Here is a 19,701-nt window from a genome sequence, read left to right on the forward strand (position 1 = left end):
ATTTAACGTATATGATACTATGTAAAACACAAGCTAATCTCACAAACTTTAGTTTAGGGAACTCCACAAGTTGAAACTGGCAGATTTGCTCAGGCTCGATCGCACAATTAAGGTTATTGGCTTTGACGACGCTCCGTTTTCTCGTACAAGCGGCAGTCTAGTGTCGATCGCGGGCATAGTCTGCGGGGGAACTCGATTTGAAGGAATGGTGTGGGGACAAGTCCTCCCAGACGGATTAGATGCCACGGATGCTATTTCTGGGCTGCTCCTCGGAGGCAAGTTTCTGCCGCAATTACATCTGGTTTTGCTAGACGGAATTGCTTTCGGTGGCTTCAATATTATTGACCTTCCCGATTTAGCATCGCGGCTGCAAATTCCTTGCGTTGCTGTCATGCGCCGCCAACCAGATTTAGCTGCTGTTGAAAAAGCCCTCCGCCATTTACCCGATTCAGAATACCGTTTAGAATTGTTGCGCCGCGCCGGGAAAATTCACGCTTTTGAACCTTTCTTTTTTCAAGTGTGCGGCGAACAACCCGAAGTAATAGCGAGGGTACTTCAGCGTTTGACAGACACTGGTAAAGTTCCTGAAGCTTTGCGTTTGGCTCATTTGATTGGTGCGGCGGTAATTAATGGAGTTAGCAGCAGTTCTGCTTGAATTATTGTTAAGAACAGGCAAGATGCCTGTTCCACAAAGAGTAAATTTTATTGTGGGGTGGGCATCCTGCCCGCCCATGAAAGGTTTATTGACAATGGTGCAATATCTCAGTTTTTACTCGCTTACTTACACAATCTCGCCGTCAATTTCACCGAATTCGATTTTAGTTCCCAACGCCAAAGTTAGGGTACTTTCAGGTTCTACCATTTTTATATCGCCTTGAATGTCTGTAGCCCACCAAGCGCGATCGCACAAATTTGTCAATCCTAACGAAAGCTCGTTTCTCGATCGAGAAGTGACTATAGCTACAAGCCCGTTAGATGCTGCGGCTGTTAAACTCGGTATGTCAGAGGTGAATAGTTGAGTTCCCGCACTCAGAGGAATAACTCGACTGCCTAATTTGAGAGAAAATTGACCGCTGGTAAAAGAATTTACTGCGGGCTGATCTGATATAAAGGTAGGCGGAATATTTGCCGATGTTGGGGCTGGCAAGTCAGAGTTTCCTACTGTAATTGTACAGTTGCCGATTTTCTTTTGGTCGCCCGATCGCAAATAAGTCACCGCCCCGCTATCAACATTCTCGCAAACAATTTGTCCCCCTTCCAATTGAAACCGCATCGCTAAGGGCGAAACATTAGGAATGCAGATAATAGACAAATTTTCATCACTGCCAAAAGTCACTGGTTCCGATCCCAGAGTGAGAGTGCGATTTGCTCCCGTATCGTAACTAATTACTAGCCAAGCTTTGTTGAACAAAGTTTCAGCTACAACTAGCATGATGCCAATCCAAAAACCGATCGCAGCACAGCCAGCTAAACGGCCCGCAGTACCGGATAAATTGTAAGCAAACAGAATAAACAAACAGCCGCCCAAAACTCCTCCAACACCGCCGCCTCCCATGCCGCGAAGCGCCCCCAAATTAGGAATCCGCTGTGCCAGTCCCAGTCCTAACAAACTGCCAGCTATTCCCCAGCAAATTACTCGCAATAATTCGTTGTCTCCGTCGCCAATCCCGCTGTAAATACCTTCGGCGATCGCTCCAGAAAGGGCTCCTGCAATTAAACCAAACAATCCGCCATTTTTTAAAGCCTGTTTAATTTGAGGCTTACCTTTGATATAGTAATAATAGCCGAACATTATAGCCGTAGCAATTCCACCGCCTACCAATCCAAACCAGCGAGCTGTGGACAATACACTGTCAAAAACAGATGGAGTAGCAATGCCACCGCCTACCAATCCAAACCAGCGAGCTGTGGACAATACACTGTCAAAAACAGATTCCGAACCAGTGAGTCCCTGCATGAAAGGTTCGGTGATGAGATTGCCGACGAAACCGCCGACTGCACCGCTAATGCCAAACTGTAAAGCTTTGTTAAGGGCTGATAGATTTCTTTTCACGGCGCACCAGATTTAAAGTGAGAGTCAAATCTAGCTACAAGCTCGAAAGTTACGATTTCCGATGATTTTATATCTGGCATCGCGATCGAGAACAGGCAAGATGCCTGTTCCACAAACACAAAGAGTGAGTGTTCTTGTGGGTAGTAGGGGTTTGGCAGCAGCCAAGGCGTGTCAACTTAAGCTTTTAGTCCGCCAGTCCTCCCCCTTACCCGGTAGTCCGCCAGGGAATGAATTCCCAGTCTAATAGCGAAAGTCCTCTAAAAGAGGACTCAATCATTCATTAGTCCTCTTTTAGAGGACTTTCGCTTTGAGGCAGGGGTTTCAACCCCTGACGGACTATCGGTTTTACCTTAAGTTGACACGCCTTGGGCAAGAGATCCCGCCCGTCCCAGACTTATTGAGAATCGTGCAAGATGTGAGACGATCGCACCTCTCCCCGCCTCTCTCCCGCCTGTCTCCCCCTATCTCCCGCTTGTCTCTCTCTGAGGGAAAAGTCTTTGAACCCCGCGCGATCGCCCGTCACAATTCCCGCTCAATGCTCGATCGCCTGTAACCATTGCTGCCAGATAATTTTAGCAATTTTTTAACTATGAAATTTTAACGGAGAAGACCAAAGCGAGGGCCCAAATATGAAAAGGAATGTTACAAACTATTACAGTAACACTCAGAATGTGAACATAATGCCTCAAAATACTTGCGAGAGGTAGTTGTGTCAGAGAAGCAATATCCTTACTAACTGCCCGACAGTCACTCGATCGCCACTAAGTGGCCTGCTGCAATCTTGATCATAAATTAAAGATCGCATCAGTCATTTATGGTATTGTAAGCGACAGGCTTAGTGCGAGCACTCACAACCGCACCGGCGTGAAGAACAAGCGCCGTTAAGCACCGAAGGCAGTCACCCGCCAACAACTTCAACAGTTGCTGAAAGTGGAAAGTCCAGCCTTCCCCGTCAAAGCTCCTGCCTGAGCAGGAAAGATACGGGACGCAAGCGCCCGCCTTCGCTAGCTCAGCGCAGAGCAGTTCATATAGCAAAATATCCAGCGGGTACACACAAGATGAGTATCGTCACCAAATCAATCGTCAACGCAGACGCCGAAGCTCGCTACTTGAGCCCAGGTGAATTAGATCGGATCAAAAGCTTCGTCACCTCTGGTGAACGCCGCGTCCGCATCGCCCAAATTTTGAGCGAATCCCGCGAACGCATCGTCAAGCAAGCCGGCGACCAACTTTTCCAAAAGCGCCCTGATATTGTTTCTCCCGGCGGCAACGCTTACGGCGAAGAAATGACAGCAACTTGCTTGCGCGACATGGACTACTACCTGCGTTTGATCACCTACGGAATCGTAGCTGGCGACATTACTCCGATCGAAGAAATCGGTATTGTCGGCGTCCGCGAAATGTACAAATCTCTCGGCACCCCGATTGAAGCCGTCGCCGAAGGCGTTCGCGCTATGAAAAATGCAGCTTCTTCGCTGCTGTCTGGAGAAGATGCTTCCGAAGCTTCCTCTTACTTCGACTACGTTATCGGTGCGATGCAGTAAGGAATTTCGATTTTAGGTTTTCGATTTTAGATTGAAGAATAGCGGGTTGCTGACAACAAGCTAACAGCTTTTGCAGATAACCAACTACTTAAAAATCTCAAATCCCCAATCCCAAATCCCAAATTCTAGCTCCAAAATTGGACTGACTCAGCCACTTTCTAGGAAACAAGACAACCATGCAAGACGCAATTACCGCCGTTATCAATTCCTCTGACGTTCAAGGTAAGTACCTCGACATCAGCGCTCTAGACAAGCTCAAGAACTACTTTGCTTCTGGCGAACTGCGCGTCCGCGCCGCTACCGCCATCAGCGCTAATGCAGCCACAATCGTCAAAGAAGCAGTTGCTAAGTCTCTGTTGTACTCTGATGTAACTCGTCCCGGCGGCAATATGTACACCACTCGTCGTTATGCAGCTTGCATCCGCGACTTGGACTACTACCTCCGCTATGCCACCTACGCTATGCTAGCTGGCGACCCTTCCATCCTCGATGAGCGCGTGCTCAACGGTTTGAAAGAAACCTACAACTCCTTGGGCGTGCCCATCGGTTCTACCGTACAAGCAATCCAAGCAATGAAAGAAGTCACCGCTGGTTTGGTCGGTTCTGACGCTGGTAAAGAAATGGGCGTCTATTTCGACTACATCTGCTCTGGCTTGAGCTAAGACTCAGGAAGAAGGAAGAAGGAAGAAGGAAGAAGAAGGAAGAAAGAAAAATATTTGTTTCTTGCCTCTTTTAACTTTTAACTTTGGACTTGTTACCTTTGGCTTTGAAAAGAGGTCAGGGAAGTTGAGAGTGATTGCTAGACCGTCAAAGGCTGGTCGAGAAAGCCCGACGAGTTTTAACGAGCTAGTTTTGACTCCTAACTCCCTGCCTTCAATCTTTAAAAAATCCATCTAATAATCTGTAAACCTACTCAGGAGTTAGTTTCCCATGAGAATGTTTAAGGTGACTGCTTGCGTCCCAAGTCAAACCCGCATCCGCACTCAGCGCGAATTGCAAAATACCTATTTTACTAAGCTCGTTCCTTACGACAACTGGTTCCGGGAACAGCAAAGAATTATGAAAATGGGCGGCAGAATTATTAAAGTGCAACTGGCTACGGGTAAGCCCGGTGCTAATACCGGTCTACTTTAAGAGCCGAAGCTGGATTAGTAGAGGGGTAAGAGGTCGCGATCGACCTCTTTTTTGTTTGTTATAGTTATAGCAGAAGGAATAATGTCCAGCGTTGTTAATCTAATCCTTGACAAATATTTTAATAAGCAGAAAGTATAACTGCGATTATCGCTAACAAAACAGCAAGCATTTGTGGTAACGTAATAGCCTCTTTCAAGAATAAAGACGATAATAATATAGTAATCAGCGGGTAGATAGACGTAACACTCACTACATTGGCAACTTCACCTTTGCCAAGGGCTATAAAAAATACTAATGATGCCACAGTGCCACAAACGCCAACTAACATGGCAAAAATAATTCCCCTAACATCTCCCTCAAAACTAAAATTATTAGTTTGGATAATAATAAATAAAGTAGTTAAAATAGCGCCAATAGCTTCATAAACAAAAGCAGTTTTGTAGTCAATATATTTAGTCGCTAAATTGCCAAAAAATCCCCACAAACCATATAATAGCGAACAGATTAATGCGTAAATTAACCAATCTGGTACTTTAGCCATCTTTGTTAGAGTTTATTGAGATCATTCTAAAATCCTATGGCTAATGACATTCGACGCTTGATTCCCTTTTTTGACCCCAGCGCGTCTCAATGGGCCGCTGAGGCCCGGTGGCTGAGGTGGCTGACTTTTCTGTGGCTGTTTGTCGGGCTGACAGCATTGTTTTCGGCTTCCTATCCCATTGCAAATTATGAATTTGGAGACGGCCTTTATTATTTTAAACGACAGCTCATCGCAGTGGCGATCGGGCTGGCCGGCTTTAACTTGATAGTGTACTCCCCACTGCGCTACATCATGAAAACATCTCAGTTAGGCGTTTTATTGCTGCTGGGATTGCTCTGGTTGACCTTAGTTCCGGGAGTGGGAACCACCATCAACGGGGCGACTCGCTGGATATCTCTGGGCCCGGTTCCGATTATTCAACCTTCGGAGTTGATCAAGCCGTTTTTTGTCCTCCAAAGCGCCCGCATTTTCGGTAACTGGCCCCGGTTGACAAATAAAGTTCGCTTAACTTGGCTGTTAATTTTCGGCGCAATGCTTTTGGGAATTTTGTTGCAGCCGAATTTAAGTACCACGGCTTTGTGCGGGATGACTTTGTGGTTGGTGGCTTTGGCGGCGGGCTTGCCTTACTTGCAGTTGGGCGCCACGGCTATGGGGGGAATGCTTTTAGCGGTTTTAAGTATTAGTTTGAGGGAATATCAGCGCCGCCGGATTATGTCTTTTCTCAATCCTTGGGCTGATCCGATGCAAGACGGCTATCAGTTGATTCAAAGTCTGCTGGCTGTGGGTTCTGGGGGCATTTGGGGTGTAGGTTTGGGGATGTCGCAGCAAAAGTTATTTTATTTGCCGATTCAGTACAGCGATTTTATTTTTGCTGTGTTTGCTGAGGAGTTTGGTTTGGTGGGAGGTTTCTCGCTGTTGCTGATGTTGGCGGCTTACTCGACTGTGGCTTTGAGGGTAGCGATGAAGGCTCGAAATATTGAGTCTCAGTTGGTGGCGATTGGGGTGATGGTGGTGATGGTGGGACAGTCGCTGCTGAATATTGGGGTGGCGACGGGGGTTTTGCCGACTACGGGTTTGCCACTGCCGTTTTTTAGTTACGGGGGTTCGTCGATGTTGGCGAGTTTGTTGTTGTCGGGGTTGCTGATTCGGGTGGCTAGGGAGAGTTCTGAGGCTGATGTGGTTTCTTTAAACGGCCTCCGTGGAAAGCCGGGAAAGCCTAAGTTGCGATCGAACAACGCCACTACACAAACTGAATAATTTGTCAATAGTAAACACACCCGATTAACTTCCAGGATCTGCCTGGGAACCAATACCCAGAAGAATAGCCTCGATTCTTGCTGGGGCAAATTGGAGGCAGAGCCTCCGGATCTGCATTACCAGGCAGAGCCTGGTAACGAGTAATAGCTGATAAAAACTAACGATCGACTATTTCCGCCCGTCTCTTGCTGGGGCAAATTGGAGGCAGAGCCTCCGGATCTGCATTACCAGGCAGAGCCTGGTAACGAGTAATAGCTGATAAAAACTAACGATCGACTATTTCCGCCCGTCTCTTGCTGGGGCAAATTGGAGGCGGAGCCTCCGGATCTGCGTTACCAGGCAGAGCCTGGTAACGAGTAATAGCTGATAAAAACTAACGATCGACTATTTCCGCCCGTCACCTTTGTTGGGCGGTTCTTCTTGTTGTTCTTGAGGTTTAGCTGTGAGCTCAGTTAATTCTTTTTTGTCTGGTTGCGGGGTTTCTTGAGTTGAGTTAGCCATTGGGTTTAGTCCTAAATAGATGCACCGCTTAATTATATCTTTTCCAACTGCAAAGGTATGGCTGTAGATAGGGAGAGTAGGAGCCAGACAAACAATTCTGATGCAGTGAGATTTGATAGCTAATACTGGAAGACTTTATGTGGATGCAAAAAAGTGGAAAGGCAAATTGCTGTCGGTTCTACACAGCTTGAGGGTTGCAGCCAAATAAATCCGACGTGGACGCAAAAACATCTTTGTTAAGAATTAAATGCCGATCGCCATCTCGACTAATTAACCCTTGCTGCTGCAATTTTCCCAGCATTCGAGTTACTGTTACCCGCGTCGTGCAAATCGCATTAGCAATATCTTGATGTGTCAAGCGGATATTCAAACGAGTTCCCTCAACCACAGGCTGACCGAATTCCTGTTGCAATAATAGCAGTAGCTGATACAAACGGTCATCTACTCGCCGCTGTCCGGCGATCGCTAAAATTGCTTCCATTTGCCGCAGCCGCCGTACCATTTGAGGCAGTAACTCGTGAGCCAATTGAGGAGAAGCTTCGATTTCCACCATAGAATACCACATCAAATAAATATCTGATGTCGCCGTAGCTCGGTAAGTCTGCAAGCTTGTCAACCACAAACCGAAGCACATAGAAGGCCCAACCCAACCCAAAAGTCCTTCTTCCCCGCTTGGATAAAGCGTACTCAGTTGTGCTAGACCTTGACACACTCGCCAAAGGCCTTGCGACATCATAGGAATGGTTTCCCCCTTGGCATAAAAATGCAAGTTTCGACTCGCTCCTGTGTTATGCTGGATTTCCGCTAAAAGTGCTTTGGATGTTGGTGGCATATCCTTTATTTCCAGCTAAAAAACATTTGTCTGAGACCTACGCCTCTGACTCTAACCGGCAAAGGTAAAGGTTTGGTAATCGTCTGGTTAGCGGCAAGATAAGCTTTAGTCATTAGTTGTTAGTCATTAGTTGTTAGTCATTAGTTGTTAGTTTAAAACTTATGCACCGGTAGCCAGAAACCGGGTTTTTTAGATTAAGTACATCGGCTTAAAAGCCTCTAGATAGGTTAAAAAGCCAGGTTTATTTGTTCGTAGTGCGTCCTAGACTATAGTTATTAGTTATTAGTGGTTAAGCTGTGGAGCATTTAAAATAGTATTGTAGGGTGCGTCAGTCCGCAGCGTTTCCCTTGCCGATGGAAGCGATCGATCTGACGCACCCTACTGGCCTCGTTAGTGGTTTAAATGCTCCACAGCTTATTTGTTAGTTGTTATAAAATGACTTAGAACAAGCTGGCTTTGTAAAAATAAAGGTACTCGTTATTTGGGGCTTTTCAAATAAATATTGATGTTGAATAATCCATCCGAGTATTTGTTAAGAAATAGTCGGTTAATCAAGGTAAAAAAGAAAACAGAGGCGAGTTGTGAAGTTCGATCGCACATCCAGGCCCGCCGAGTCAACTGCTGCTCTCTGCTGCCACAACCTTCAAGAACTTATAAAATAGTTCAAGAAGGTATCAAAAGACAAAGTAAGGTTTTTCATGGCCGATCAATTAATTCGCGCTACAGCCGCAGAGGGCGGAATTCGCGCTGTAGGCGTCATTTCCACCCGCCTCACCGAAGAAGCAAGACGGCGGCATAAGCTCTCCTACGTGGCTACAGCCGCCCTCGGCCGCACGATGTCGGCGGGACTGTTACTCGCCTCCAGCATGAAGCGGCCCGAATCGAGGGTCAACATTCGCATCAAAGGAGATGGGCCACTGGGCGGGCTTCTGGTTGATGCAGGACTTGATGGAACAGTTCGAGGTTATGTGGATAATCCCGAAGTGGAACTGCCGCCCAATGCTAAAGGCAAACTAGATGTCGGCGGGGCAATAGGTGACGGTTATTTGTACGTGGTGCGGGACGTTGGATACGGCTTCCCTTATTCAAGTACGGTGGAATTGGTTTCTGGCGAAATTGGCGACGATCTGACTCACTATTTGGCAACCTCGGAGCAAACGCCTTCGGCTCTGGTTTTGGGGGTGTTTGTGGGGGCGGGCGGGGTAGAAGCGTCTGGGGGTGTGCTGTTGCAGGTTCTGCCGAAGGCGGCAACGGACGAAAAATTGGTGCAAACTTTAGAATCTAGAGTTGCTCAATTGTCGGGCTTTACGCCACTGCTGCGATCGGGCAAAACGCTGCACCAGATTCTTGAAGAGTTACTGGGAGATATGGGCCTGGAAATTTTCCCGGAAACTCAGATGGTGCGCTTTGACTGTGGCTGTTCGTTCGATCGAGTTTTGGGAGCTTTGAAAATGTTGGGCGAAGCCGAACTCCAAGACATGATTGAAAAAGATGGGGGGGCTGAGGCTACGTGCCATTTCTGCAACGAGGTTTACCAAGCTAATAGCGACCAACTCGCGGAACTGATCGGCGATTTGCGCTCAAACTCCGGTTCTTGAGACGATAATGTGTAATTGGCTCTATTGAGTGCGAGTTAGGGATGATGGCCTTGACCAATTGCCAATTACGCATTATCAATTACCTAATCACAAAATTTTGATTTTGGCGGTTTGGCGATCGGCTCTTGCAGTCTTTCGCCTGCAGGAGTATTTAAAAGTGATGAATACATTCTATAGAGCAGTCAATAGCAGCGATCGCTGTTTTGAAATAATTAAGACAGGCTGGTTGCTGTTTGTGGTGAGGATATGAGTCAAGATCGCAAAACATCAGGCCGTTGGTCGGCATCAGAATCCTTGGAGTCAACAAAGGATACTTCGTCGCTGGTGCGGCTACCAGCAAGGAAAAACCGGGCTGAACGACTTAAAGAGCTCCGAGAGTTGGTTACTTCGGGAAAACTGCCGGGAGGGCATCTGGAACTACCGCCAAATTTGTCTGGGGAAAACTCGCAGCCGCCGGAGGAACACAATCCGTTTTGGCGGAACTGGTCGAATAAGTGGCAGTTTTGGCTGGCGGTGAGTTTGATGCTATCGGTGGGTATGGGGTTTGTGGCAATTGCGTCTTTGCTCAACCTGACCTCGCAGTCAAATTGCTCAAAGATTTTTTGGCCGACGGCTTCTGCTAACGATCGCTTTTTTTGCGCTCAAGAAGCAGCAAGCAAGCGGACGGCGGATGATTTGCTCAGGGCGATCGAATTAGTGAATGCTTTGCCACAAAACCATCCGCTGCGGCCGAGAATTAACACTCAAATCGATCGGTGGTCGGAGGATATTATTAGGCTGGGAAATGCTAGTTTCCAAGAAGGAAAGCTGGATGAGGCGATTGCGCTCGCTCGTAAGGTTCCTAAAAACGTTCCGGCTTACCCGAAGATGGAAAAGCAGATTGAAAAGTGGCAGTCGATATGGAGCGATGCAGAGAAAATTTACCGCACGGCCCAAGACCACTTGCGTCAGGAAGAGTGGCCGCTGGCTTTCCGCCAAGCTACTCTACTTTTGGATTTGGGAAATACTTTCTGGGAATCGGCTAAGTACGAGGAATTGACTAAGCTAATTCAGACGACTCGGGCTGAGGGCAATAAGTTGGTAAAAGCCCGGAATACAGCCTCCGAGGGAGGTCTCGACAATCTGGTGACGGGGATTAAGCTGGCTCAGGGAATTGGTCAAAACAGTTATTTGTATCAAGCTGCCAATAAAGCGATCGCGGAATTTAGCAAGAAAATTATGGAGATCGCCCAAAAACGCTTGCAGGCAGGGGATTGGGAGCAGGCGATCGCGATCGCTAACAAGATTCCCGACGCTGCAAATTTAAGGGGCCAAGTTGAGGATTTTAACCAGTTGGCGAATGCTACAGCTCAGGCTTCGAGTGGCTCTGTTGAGGGTTTCTCGAAGGCGATATCTATCGCTCAAACTTTGAAGTCCGGCCGCCCTTTGTACAAACAAGCTCAAGATTTAGTCGGCCGCTGGCAGCAAGAAATGGCTGATGTGAAAGTTTTGGATATGGCAAGCAGGCTGGCGGCGCCGGGTGGGGTAAATGATTTGAGGGCTGCGATCGCGCAATTGCAAACAGTCCCGGAATCAAATCCCCGCGCTTCGGAAGCTCGCCGTCAAATTAGCACCTTGAGCCGTCAAATCGAGCTGCTGGAAGACAGTCCGTATTTGCAAAGAGCGAACGATTTGGCAAGTTCGGGCGATCCGAATGCTCTGGAAGCGGCCGTTGCTCAAGCTTCTCGGATCGGTCAAGGTAGGGCGCTGTACGTAGAAGCTCAAACCAAAATTCAAGCTTGGATCGAGAGGAGACAGCGGCTTGTTGACCAGCCGTTTTTGGATAGAGCTCAGCAGCTAGCGGCGGGCGGCAATTTGGCGGGGGCAATTGAGATGGCCCGCCGGATTCGATCGGGACGGGTGCTTTATGAGGAAGCTCGATCGAACATTCGGACTTGGGAGGCTCAATTTCAGGGCGAGCAAGGTTTGCAGAACGCCCGTCAGACGGCCCGAGCCGGGACTGCTGACGCTTTGCAAACGGCTATTGCGCTGGCAAATCAGGTGCCGGAGTCGAGTTCGCTCCGGTGGCAGGCGAGTGAGGCGATTGATGAGTGGAGCCAGCGGATTTTGGCGCTGGGTGTGGAAGAGTCGTCGTCGGATCTGGCTGGGGCGATCGCGACTTTGAAGAAAATTCCTTCGGGTACTCGGGCTTTTGAGCAAGCTCGATCGCAAATCAAAGTTTGGGAGGAGTCGCTGAATCCTCCTGAGTCTGAATCTCCCCCTCCTGAACCGCCGGAAATTGAGCCTCCGACCAGCTCTGGAAATCGTTAGGTTAACTGGTTTGCCCGACATTGGGCGGGGGTTTAAATTCTGAGAATTAGTGCTTGATTTGAGTTTTAACTCAAATCAACCATCATTCTCAATCAACTTCTAGGGGTGGGTTTACGAATAATCCTCACATTGCCAACAAATTAAATAAAGCCACCCCCACCACGCGATAAAACTCAGAGAATCTCTATTTAACGAACCGCGAAGACGCAAAGGGCGCGTTCGGCGAAGCCGTTCCCGTTCCCCGCAGGGGTTCGGTGAAGGGTAGGGTAGGAAGAAAAGGAAGAGAAGAGAGACAAGAGAAAGAGTTCACAATTGATACGAGGCTTGCTATAGTTTTTTATTGGGTGAGGTACAGCTTAGCAATGACCTTTTTCCCAATGATCAATTACCAATTACCTGTAATTTTAGATCAATTAAACATCCGCCGGATTTAGGTGCATCATTGCCCAAGTGGTGTAAGTGCCGATCGGACTCCAAAGTATGTAAGGCAGCAATAACAGGGTGGCAGGCTCGGAAACTTGCAAGACGCTTAAAGCTAGCATTACGCTTAAAATAGCGCCCGTTCCGCCGATTATTGTGCCGACTTTTAGGCTCCTAACTTTGCACATAACCGAGGTGTAAGACATAGTTACTATTTCTAAAAGCAGGTACAAACCCATTCTCAGCCAAGTCTCCTGAGTTCCTGGTTCTTTTTCCCACACAATCACTGCTGACCAAGCTGCACCAATAAAAATTACTGTCCAAATTAGGGGAATTGCTCTTTCAAATACTAGCCATCTCGGACGCTGCAAGCGGTTGAACCATTGGATGTCGCTGGGCGCGATTATGTTAGCAGCTAAAGCTACTACAAAGGCGACGCCTCCAATTACCATCCAGGATTTAATCATTTTTTTACCTTGGGCGAGGTTGACGGGTTCGATTCAGCAGATATTATCTCGGATTTTGGCGATCGCGCAATCAGTCCCTAGTTATATTATTAGGTTGGGCCGCTTCGCGAAACCAAACATTAGTTGAAAAGTAATTTCGACTTCTGGAAAACCTCAATTTATTTTCTTCTATTCCGTTTCATAATATAAAAAATGTGACTCTTGCTCCCTCCCCTTGAAAAGGGGAGGGTTCGGGTCTGCTTTTCAGTAAAATTGACCAGTAAATTGAAGAAAAAGTCTCTTAGTCTTTCAAAAAAATCGGCGACTAGCCGAGGCGGTGGTGCTGTTCTAATTCTAAACTAGAGTCATCCTCTTTTTTGGGAACCAGAAGCGTATTTTCGCTGCTTGGTTGCAACACGGCTTTAATCACTTGGAGAAAACGGTTAGGCTTTTTGGTTTGACCGTTGAGAGTGCGCCGGTCTTGCACTTTTTTAGAAAGGTGCCTCATCACAGATAAATCGAGTTCATCGATGAAATGGTCTGCTATACGTTCTCCCATTAAATCAATAGCTTCAGCATACTGATCGGTTAGGGTTTCTATGGCATCGTATGCTTCGTCAGCAACTTGACTTGCTACTGTTTTATTTTGGTCGCCCGGTGTTTGGGAATGGGTGCGGCGCCGGTCTAAAAGGCTTTGGTAATCGGCAATGCTCATTCCCAAATTGTAGAGATGGTGGTGAGCGTGATCCATCAAATCTACTTCACTCGGATAGAAGAAACCGCGAGTGCTGTTGATGCCGTGCAGTTTTGCCCAACGCCGCAGAGTTGTCTCATCTTGCAGTTGATATCGCTCCAACATTTGAGCTGTGTTCAGCTCTACTTCTGGCGTAACTTTGAAATCGCTCATCGGTAAATCCTCGCTGGTGAGTAAATAAATAAAATTGAAACTTAGAATCTGTGATTTGCGTACAGTCTGAAAATGATCATCCATCCTTTGACGGTATTGAGGGAAGTCTTGCGGGCATTTGCTAGCCGTCGATCGTGCGATCGAGTCAGAGGATTTCAGGGTAGGGTACTTTTGGGCTTTGTCTCGATCGCATCCGGGAGCAAGCACACAGGGTTAATAATATAGCGGATTTAAGGTTTCAACAACCGTTAAAAATAGTAAAGTTTGATTTTTAGGGTTGAATTATTAGTAATGTTGAGCTATAATATTCTCAATAACCGTGCAATTAGTAATTTTAGTAGTTGCAAACGAGATTCTTAGTATGCCTGTATACGATTATTTGTGTCCCGAAAACAACCAGCAGTTAGAAGTTTGGCACAGCATGAACCTGGAAGTTTTGACTTGGGGCCAACTGTGCGAGTTGGCTAAGTGCGAACCCGGGGAGACTCCCGCAGATGCTCCGGTACGCCGACTCCTGAGCGCTCCGAGGTTGATGAAGCCGACATCCGACACCGATTATAAAAATCAGGGGTTCAGCAAGTACGTGAAGCGGGATGAAGGGGTTTATGAAAATGTCACGGCTAATGATGGTGAAAGCCGTATTGTCAATCGAGATGGTAAGCCGATTAAAGACTGATAACCCACAATAATCAACTTTTCAGTTGAGTGAATTACAGATATTGGGTAGGGACAGGGCACTGCCGTGTCTTGTATTTCATCGGATTGACAACTGCTATATTATTCAGATTATATTATTCCGATGCAGACGGAAACAAAACGACCCACCGGACATAATATTATCAGCCAAACCAATCTTTCATCTTTTGTTTAGCTTGTTCTTTAGTATCAGCATTAATGTATACTGAAACAGTAGCTATTGCCGCCAGCAATACTCCCAAATCGTCCGTAAATCCGATGCCAACTAATACATCGGGAATGGCATCGACAGGAGATATAAAATAGGTCAAAGCTCCAACTACAACTCCTTTGGCCCAAGCAGGCACCTTTGGGTTCTGAGCCGTATAGTATAGAATCAAAGCTTTTTCAACTACTTCTCTTCCTGCGGTTAAAGCAAAGTTTTTAAGTTTAGTCCAAAAACTTTCATCTGAATAGTTAATTTTGGGGTTGCTGAGATTTGTTGTGGTTCCTTTTCTGTCGATCAAATCGAGAGGAATACCCTTAGTTTTAAGCTTAGAAACAGCAGAATTGAAGGAGGCTGATGCCTGATTTTTATTAGGGGCGGCCTCCCGTATTTGTTTCAGGTCTGCGATGAATTCCTGCATGGCTTGGATTTGCAAGTCGGAAACCGCCAGCAGTTTTTTTGCGGATTGGATAGCCTCGCTTTCTGCGGGATGCAGCGTCTTATTTGCCCCAGCAATGTTAATTAAAAAATACATGACTCCCAAACGCAGGGGTTCTTCTGACTGACTGAGTGTTTGCAAACAGTCGCCCAGGGATGGGGGACTGGCTGTGTAGGATTGGATTTGAGTCTTTGCAGAGTCAGAAAATTTGTCTAAATTTATGGTTTTAAACAACAAATCTAGTTCGTCGATATCAACGGAACCATCGGCGGCTGCGATCGCAAACAAAGAACCATAAAAAGCTAAAAGTTCGCTTTCTGAGGATGTGGCAAAAATATCTCTCTCGGACATGATGCTACTCCGATTGATAACGACGCTTTGCATTTTACCACAAAACTCAGCGCGCCATGATTTCAGAAACCGGCAATAATTTGAGAGAGGATGACACAATGGAGAATTTTTTATGAAAGTTGCGATCGTCGGCTGCGGCTATGTGGGTACTGCGACAGCTAAAAATTTACGCAGCAAATCTGATTGTACCGTGACGGCGACAACTACGACGGCAAGCCGAGTTAGTGAATTGGAGGGTGTCGCGCAGCGGGTAGCCGTGATCAAAGGAAATGACAAAGATGCGATCGCCTCTGTACTGCAAGAACAAGATGCTGTTATGCTGTGCGTCGGTGCTCGAAATGCTGATGCTTATCAGGAAAGTTACTTAGAGACTGCGACAACTTTGGTATCGGTTTTACAGGAGATACCGACAGTCAAGCAGGTGATTTATACGAGTAGTTATTCAGTGTACGGCGACTGTCAAGGTAAACTCGTAAATGAAGAATCGCCCGTCGCACCAGCCAATCCCAACGGTGAAATTCTCGCCGAAACCGAACGAGTTTTATTAGCAGCATCGAGTCCAAATATGCACGCGTGCATTCTCCGTTTGGGTGGCATTTACGGGCAGGGGCGAGAATTAGTTAAAATCTTTGGACGTTGGGCTGGGAACACTCGTCCTGGTAGGGGGGAAGATGCTACTAATTGGGTGCATCTGGATGATGTTGTTGGGGGGTTGACATTTGCTTTGGAAAATCGATTGCAGGGAATTTATAATTTAGTTGGCGATGTATCGCTATCTAGTGGTGAATTGCTCGATCGCATTTTTGAAGCTAATAATTTGCCTAAAGTTTCTTGGGATGGAAGTCCTAGCGTGCGACCTTATAATGCGAGGGTGTCGAATCAAAAGATTAAGGCGGCGGGTTATCAGTTTGTTCATCCTGAAATTAGGGAGTTTTAAATACAAATCATTTTGTATTTGCTGTCATCGTTTTTGCCACAGATGTCAACTGATTGGGAGTTAAATCATCCCCTGGATTGGCAACTGGACCCCAGTTTGTATAGCGAGTGGATCTGCCTGCACCTATTGCCACAAAGGCTCGAATAGATTGCAAGTTACCGCGAGTCATTTCCAAATAAGTGTAGGTGGCTCCCCAGCACAGGAATTGATTGGTAATTCCTCCGATTCTTCCATTGCCTAAATCCATGATTTTTACCAAAGAAACAGAGACATTCGTTTGACAAGCTTTGTCATAATAAGAATAAGCTACCGGAGCATTCTCATTGTATTTATAGTTAGTTGCAAATATTGCTAGATCTGAGGGAGTCATAGCAAAAGAAGGATTTGCTGTAGACAGAAAAACAATTGTAGTAGTTAGTAATTTTTTCATGATGTGAGACCTTTTCTATATTTTCTCCTTAACCCAATTTCTAAAGGATTTTAGCAAAGCCATTTCCCCCATCGTTTGAGTGCGACTGAAAAACCCAGCCATTTCTGCTACCGATACAAAGGGAAAAGCAATACTAAAGTCGCGCTCAATATATTCAGTTTCTACCAACTGATAAAATTTCAAAACTCGCCCGTTATACAGCCATAGTTCCGGGACGCGAAGTGCGGAGTAAATGGCCAACTTATCAACTGAACTGCTGGTAATATCTATTTCAATTGCTAAGTCTGGCGGTGGGGCAGTTTCTAAATCTAGTTCTTGCCTGCCTCTAACTGCTGCTTCATTTTGGATATAATAACAGTTATCTGGTTCTATGCCTTTTTTGGCATTTTTGAGTTTGAGAGTAGTTGAGCCAGCACTTTTAATTTCAATGTCGAGTTCTTCTGCTAAAGCAAGGATGAAATTACCGAAATTGCTCTTGTAGTTCTCATGTTCAAATAGTGGCGCCATAATTTCCAGTCTCCCTTGATCGTAAGCTATGCGATAACCTCGCTTATCGCCTATTTCTTTGAGTAACGTTTCAAAGGTTGACCAGCTAATGTTTTCTAGCAGTGTTCTCTGTTCGGCTAAACTTGAAGTAGTAGCAATCATCTCAAAATCTCCTTGAGCTGAGAAAACTCTAGTTTTATTTTACCACAGGCTCAGATACTATCAAAAAAGGGGTCTTTTTTTGAACCGCAGATGCAGGCGGATAGACGCTGATGAACGCATATGGATGAAAGGGCGATCGCACTTCACTTAGGTTGTGTTAAATATTATTTGATGACACCGCTAATTCTTTCTCTTCTTCCCAAGACAGTGATCTTTGAAGTTCTCCTGATACTATAAATGTTTGAGCTGCCAACAGTGCCGTCTCTAAATTTACACTCATCCTGGCAGAATAATTACCTTCTTGTCCGCCGACAACTAGCTTTTCTATTGTATCTGCTTTTGAGGGATCTACTAAATTATGGAAGCTAACGTTATCAAAAGTTATGTTAACAATATATTGGCCGGATTCGCCGCCACCAATGCTCATATAACACTCGTCATCTGCACCCAAGGTAACTAAAGTTTTACTTTTTCCATCTAACTCGCGAATGGCTTGTTCTATTTGACTCCAAGTAGGACTTTCTATTAAATCACCTTCATCCTGGTTGCCAACCCAATTTTCTGCTGATAGGTTTAACACAAACATTATTGCCTCCTTCTGTTTGGGGATTTAACGGTTATTGTTTTACTTCCACTGGGAGTAATAATTTCTAATTCTTCTATATTTAACTGCCAAGCCATAGAGTTTACTCCACCTCTTAAGCCGCAGGCTGCACAAAGTTCGCGATCGCAAATCAAACGTGCTTTACCTCCTCTAATTCCCGCATCGGCTGCTTGTTGAAAAGCATCGGCTTCAGCGTGGGTTTTGGTGATAGGATTGACATTAAAGGTTATTTGCCGACGATTGGGGTTGCTGCCAGAGTTGATGCCAAAAAAACTTTGACCCGCTATTTCTAGTTTAGCTATGGTTGATTTATCGATTTCGCTGCCAGCCGGTGGTAAACCTAGGCTTTGTCTATATGCACCTAGTTCATCAAACAAACTTTGTATTTTTGCCTTTCCTTTGGGTTGACAGCCCCAATTTTACCAGATTGCGTTCTGGTTTTGGGATTTGGGGTGCGATCGCTCTCTTCTTCATCCGCGTTCATCAGCGTCTATCCGCCTGGATCTGCGGTCAAAAAAAGCGCGATCGCTTCTAAATTTTTCCCCACGCACCATCACCAATCAAATTATCCCATAATCCCAGCAAAAAAGTCGATCGTCTCTTTCAACGCTTTCACAAACACATCAATCTCCTCGCGAGTATTGTAAAAATACAAACTCGCTCTGGCAGTAGATGAAATGTTCAAATAGCGGTGCAAAGCTTGCGTGCAGTGATGCCCGGAACGAATCGCGACTCCCTCCTGATCTAACATGGTAGACAAGTCTTGAGGGTGAATTTCTCCCGCAGTAAATGCCGCCAAAGCTGCCCTACCTTCGCCGTTGCTGTCTGGTTGTGGCCCGTAAATTTTTATCTCGGGAATTTGCCGCAATTGTTGGAACATATAAGCAGTCAATTCTGCTTCGCAAGCGTGAATCTTATCCATGCCAATCTTACTAAGATAATCGATTGCTGCACCAAGGGCGATCGCCTCGCCGATTGCAGGCGTGCCGGCCTCAAATTTGTGCGGCAAATCGGCATAGGTGGAATAATCGAGAAACACGTCAGCAATCATCTCGCCGCCGCCGAAAAACGGAGGCATTTCTCTCAGCAAGTCCAGCTTACCGTACAGAAAACCGATGCCAGTCGGAGCGCACATTTTGTGACCGGAAGCAACCAGCCAATCGCAATCTATTGCTTGCACGTCTACTATCATGTGCGGCACGCTTTGGCAAGCATCTATTAAAACTTTCGCGCCGAAACTGTGGGCTATTTCGCAGATTTCTTTGACAGGACTAATGCACCCTAAAGTATTAGAAACATGAACGGTTGACACCAATTTAGTTTTATGGGAAATCAGCGTTTTAAACTGTTCCAAATCAAACTCGTTAGTTTCCGTTAACTCGACAAACTTCAGCACCGCACCGGTTCTTTGAGCCATCATTTGCCAGGGAACGAGATTGCTGTGGTGTTCCATCACCGACAGGATAATTTCATCTCCGGCTTGGAGATTGCTCAAGCCCCAAGAATAAGCAACCAAGTTAATCGCTTCGGTGGCGTTGCGAGTGTACACAATTTCTTGCCGCGACGCCGCATTTACAAACGCCGCAACTTTGTCTCTCGCACCTTCGTAAGCATCAGTGGCTTTGGCGCTGAGAGTGTGAGCGCCGCGGTGCACGTTTGCATTGTATTTCTCGTAGTAGTCGCGCCAAGCGTTGAGCACAGCTAGGGGCTTTTGAGAAGTAGCTGCATTGTCTAAATAAACTAGCGGTTTACCGTTGACTTTTTCATTCAAAATTGGAAAGTCGCCGCGAACTTTTGATGCAAGTGTTTTTTCTTGAATAAGTGTCATATTTTTTGAAGTTAGTGATT

General features: G+C 46.2%; 22 protein-coding genes. 10 read left to right on the forward strand and 12 right to left on the reverse strand.

From position 1 onward, the window contains the following. Positions 1 to 70 precede the first annotated feature (70 nt). Positions 71 to 655, forward strand: a complete 585-nt coding sequence (locus QUB08_RS04275; RefSeq protein ID WP_333223607.1) for an endonuclease dU — start codon at positions 71 to 73, stop codon at positions 653 to 655. A gap of 126 nt (positions 656 to 781) precedes the next feature. Here QUB08_RS04275 and QUB08_RS04280 read toward each other — a convergent pair whose 3' ends face one another. Further along, entirely contained in the window at positions 782 to 2,053 is a 1,272-nt protein-coding gene (locus QUB08_RS04280) for an FHA domain-containing protein (RefSeq protein ID WP_333223608.1), read from the reverse strand. A 406-nt stretch (positions 2,054 to 2,459) separates the two neighbouring features. Here QUB08_RS04280 and QUB08_RS04285 point away from each other — a divergent pair, with 406 nt between their 5' ends. From QUB08_RS04285 to QUB08_RS04300, 4 genes are all read left to right on the forward strand, one after another. After that, the gene (locus tag QUB08_RS04285; protein WP_333223609.1) at positions 2,460 to 2,606 is read left to right on the forward strand and encodes a hypothetical protein; all 147 of its coding nucleotides are present in this window, start codon (positions 2,460 to 2,462) and stop codon (positions 2,604 to 2,606) included. Positions 2,607 to 3,111: 505 nt separating this feature from the next. After that, complete coding sequence (apcA, locus tag QUB08_RS04290; RefSeq protein ID WP_333036136.1) at positions 3,112 to 3,597, forward strand: allophycocyanin subunit alpha; 486 nt, start codon at positions 3,112 to 3,114, stop codon at positions 3,595 to 3,597. Between the two features lie 176 nt (positions 3,598 to 3,773). After that, positions 3,774 to 4,259, forward strand: a complete 486-nt coding sequence (apcB, locus tag QUB08_RS04295) for an allophycocyanin subunit beta (protein ID WP_006634930.1) — start codon at positions 3,774 to 3,776, stop codon at positions 4,257 to 4,259. Between the two features lie 268 nt (positions 4,260 to 4,527). Next, complete coding sequence (locus QUB08_RS04300) at positions 4,528 to 4,731, forward strand: phycobilisome linker polypeptide (RefSeq protein WP_006634929.1); 204 nt, start codon at positions 4,528 to 4,530, stop codon at positions 4,729 to 4,731. A gap of 118 nt (positions 4,732 to 4,849) precedes the next feature. Here QUB08_RS04300 and QUB08_RS04305 read toward each other — a convergent pair whose 3' ends face one another. Then, the gene (locus QUB08_RS04305) at positions 4,850 to 5,272 is read right to left on the reverse strand and encodes an EamA family transporter (RefSeq protein WP_333223610.1); all 423 of its coding nucleotides are present in this window, start codon (positions 5,270 to 5,272) and stop codon (positions 4,850 to 4,852) included. A gap of 36 nt (positions 5,273 to 5,308) precedes the next feature. Between QUB08_RS04305 and QUB08_RS04310 the strand changes: the two genes are divergently transcribed. After that, positions 5,309 to 6,529: an FtsW/RodA/SpoVE family cell cycle protein gene (locus QUB08_RS04310; protein ID WP_333223611.1), complete on the forward strand. Its 1,221-nt coding sequence runs from the start codon at positions 5,309 to 5,311 to the stop codon at positions 6,527 to 6,529. Between the two features lie 679 nt (positions 6,530 to 7,208). On the opposite strand, the gene QUB08_RS04315 is transcribed toward QUB08_RS04310, so the two are convergent. Next, positions 7,209 to 7,862 (reverse strand): Crp/Fnr family transcriptional regulator, encoded by a 654-nt coding sequence (locus tag QUB08_RS04315; protein WP_333223612.1) that lies wholly within the window; start codon positions 7,860 to 7,862, stop codon positions 7,209 to 7,211. A gap of 698 nt (positions 7,863 to 8,560) precedes the next feature. Between QUB08_RS04315 and hslO the strand changes: the two genes are divergently transcribed. Together hslO and QUB08_RS04325 are read left to right on the forward strand one after the other, a co-directional pair. Continuing rightward, positions 8,561 to 9,460, forward strand: coding sequence for an Hsp33 family molecular chaperone HslO (hslO, locus tag QUB08_RS04320; protein ID WP_333153692.1), 900 nt, complete (start codon positions 8,561 to 8,563; stop codon positions 9,458 to 9,460). A 246-nt stretch (positions 9,461 to 9,706) separates the two neighbouring features. Next, entirely contained in the window at positions 9,707 to 11,770 is a 2,064-nt protein-coding gene (locus tag QUB08_RS04325) for a hypothetical protein (protein WP_333223613.1), read from the forward strand. A 413-nt stretch (positions 11,771 to 12,183) separates the two neighbouring features. On the opposite strand, the gene QUB08_RS04330 is transcribed toward QUB08_RS04325, so the two are convergent. Both QUB08_RS04330 and QUB08_RS04335 read right to left on the reverse strand, forming a co-directional pair. Further along, complete coding sequence (locus tag QUB08_RS04330) at positions 12,184 to 12,657, reverse strand: TspO/MBR family protein (RefSeq protein ID WP_333223614.1); 474 nt, start codon at positions 12,655 to 12,657, stop codon at positions 12,184 to 12,186. A gap of 304 nt (positions 12,658 to 12,961) precedes the next feature. After that, complete coding sequence (locus QUB08_RS04335; RefSeq protein WP_333223615.1) at positions 12,962 to 13,543, reverse strand: hypothetical protein; 582 nt, start codon at positions 13,541 to 13,543, stop codon at positions 12,962 to 12,964. A 361-nt stretch (positions 13,544 to 13,904) separates the two neighbouring features. Between QUB08_RS04335 and QUB08_RS04340 the strand changes: the two genes are divergently transcribed. Then, positions 13,905 to 14,219 (forward strand): zinc ribbon domain-containing protein, encoded by a 315-nt coding sequence (locus tag QUB08_RS04340; RefSeq protein ID WP_333223616.1) that lies wholly within the window; start codon positions 13,905 to 13,907, stop codon positions 14,217 to 14,219. A 163-nt stretch (positions 14,220 to 14,382) separates the two neighbouring features. Here QUB08_RS04340 and QUB08_RS04345 read toward each other — a convergent pair whose 3' ends face one another. After that, entirely contained in the window at positions 14,383 to 15,234 is an 852-nt protein-coding gene (locus QUB08_RS04345) for a DUF1232 domain-containing protein (protein WP_333223617.1), read from the reverse strand. Positions 15,235 to 15,346: 112 nt separating this feature from the next. Between QUB08_RS04345 and QUB08_RS04350 the strand changes: the two genes are divergently transcribed. Next, on the forward strand, positions 15,347 to 16,171 hold the full coding sequence (locus QUB08_RS04350; protein ID WP_333223618.1) for an NAD-dependent epimerase/dehydratase family protein: 825 nt from the start codon (positions 15,347 to 15,349) through the stop codon (positions 16,169 to 16,171). Positions 16,172 to 16,178: 7 nt separating this feature from the next. Here the strand turns inward: QUB08_RS04350 and QUB08_RS04355 are convergent, their stop codons facing one another. The 6 genes from QUB08_RS04355 to QUB08_RS04380 all read right to left on the reverse strand — a co-directional run bounded on the left by QUB08_RS04355 (position 16,179) and on the right by QUB08_RS04380 (position 19,681). Continuing rightward, complete coding sequence (locus tag QUB08_RS04355; protein WP_333223619.1) at positions 16,179 to 16,601, reverse strand: hypothetical protein; 423 nt, start codon at positions 16,599 to 16,601, stop codon at positions 16,179 to 16,181. Positions 16,602 to 16,616: 15 nt separating this feature from the next. Continuing rightward, complete coding sequence (locus QUB08_RS04360; RefSeq protein ID WP_333223620.1) at positions 16,617 to 17,249, reverse strand: Uma2 family endonuclease; 633 nt, start codon at positions 17,247 to 17,249, stop codon at positions 16,617 to 16,619. A gap of 157 nt (positions 17,250 to 17,406) precedes the next feature. Further along, positions 17,407 to 17,835 carry an Imm1 family immunity protein gene (locus QUB08_RS04365; RefSeq protein WP_333223621.1) on the reverse strand — a complete coding sequence of 143 codons (429 nt, stop codon included), beginning with the start codon at positions 17,833 to 17,835 and terminating at the stop codon, positions 17,407 to 17,409. Beyond that, positions 17,835 to 18,230 (reverse strand): deaminase, encoded by a 396-nt coding sequence (locus QUB08_RS04370; RefSeq protein ID WP_333223622.1) that lies wholly within the window; start codon positions 18,228 to 18,230, stop codon positions 17,835 to 17,837. Before QUB08_RS04370 ends, QUB08_RS04365 begins: the two co-directional genes overlap by 1 nt. Continuing rightward, positions 18,215 to 18,337, reverse strand: coding sequence for a hypothetical protein (locus tag QUB08_RS04375; RefSeq protein ID WP_333223623.1), 123 nt, complete (start codon positions 18,335 to 18,337; stop codon positions 18,215 to 18,217). The genes QUB08_RS04370 and QUB08_RS04375 overlap by 16 nt, the downstream gene beginning before the upstream one ends. Positions 18,338 to 18,418: 81 nt before the next feature. Continuing rightward, the gene (locus QUB08_RS04380) at positions 18,419 to 19,681 is read right to left on the reverse strand and encodes a SufS family cysteine desulfurase (protein WP_333223624.1); all 1,263 of its coding nucleotides are present in this window, start codon (positions 19,679 to 19,681) and stop codon (positions 18,419 to 18,421) included. Positions 19,682 to 19,701 lie beyond the last annotated feature (20 nt).

This window comes from Microcoleus sp. BR0-C5, from assembly GCF_036705045.1.
Lineage (GTDB): Bacteria > Cyanobacteriota > Cyanobacteriia > Cyanobacteriales > Microcoleaceae > Microcoleus.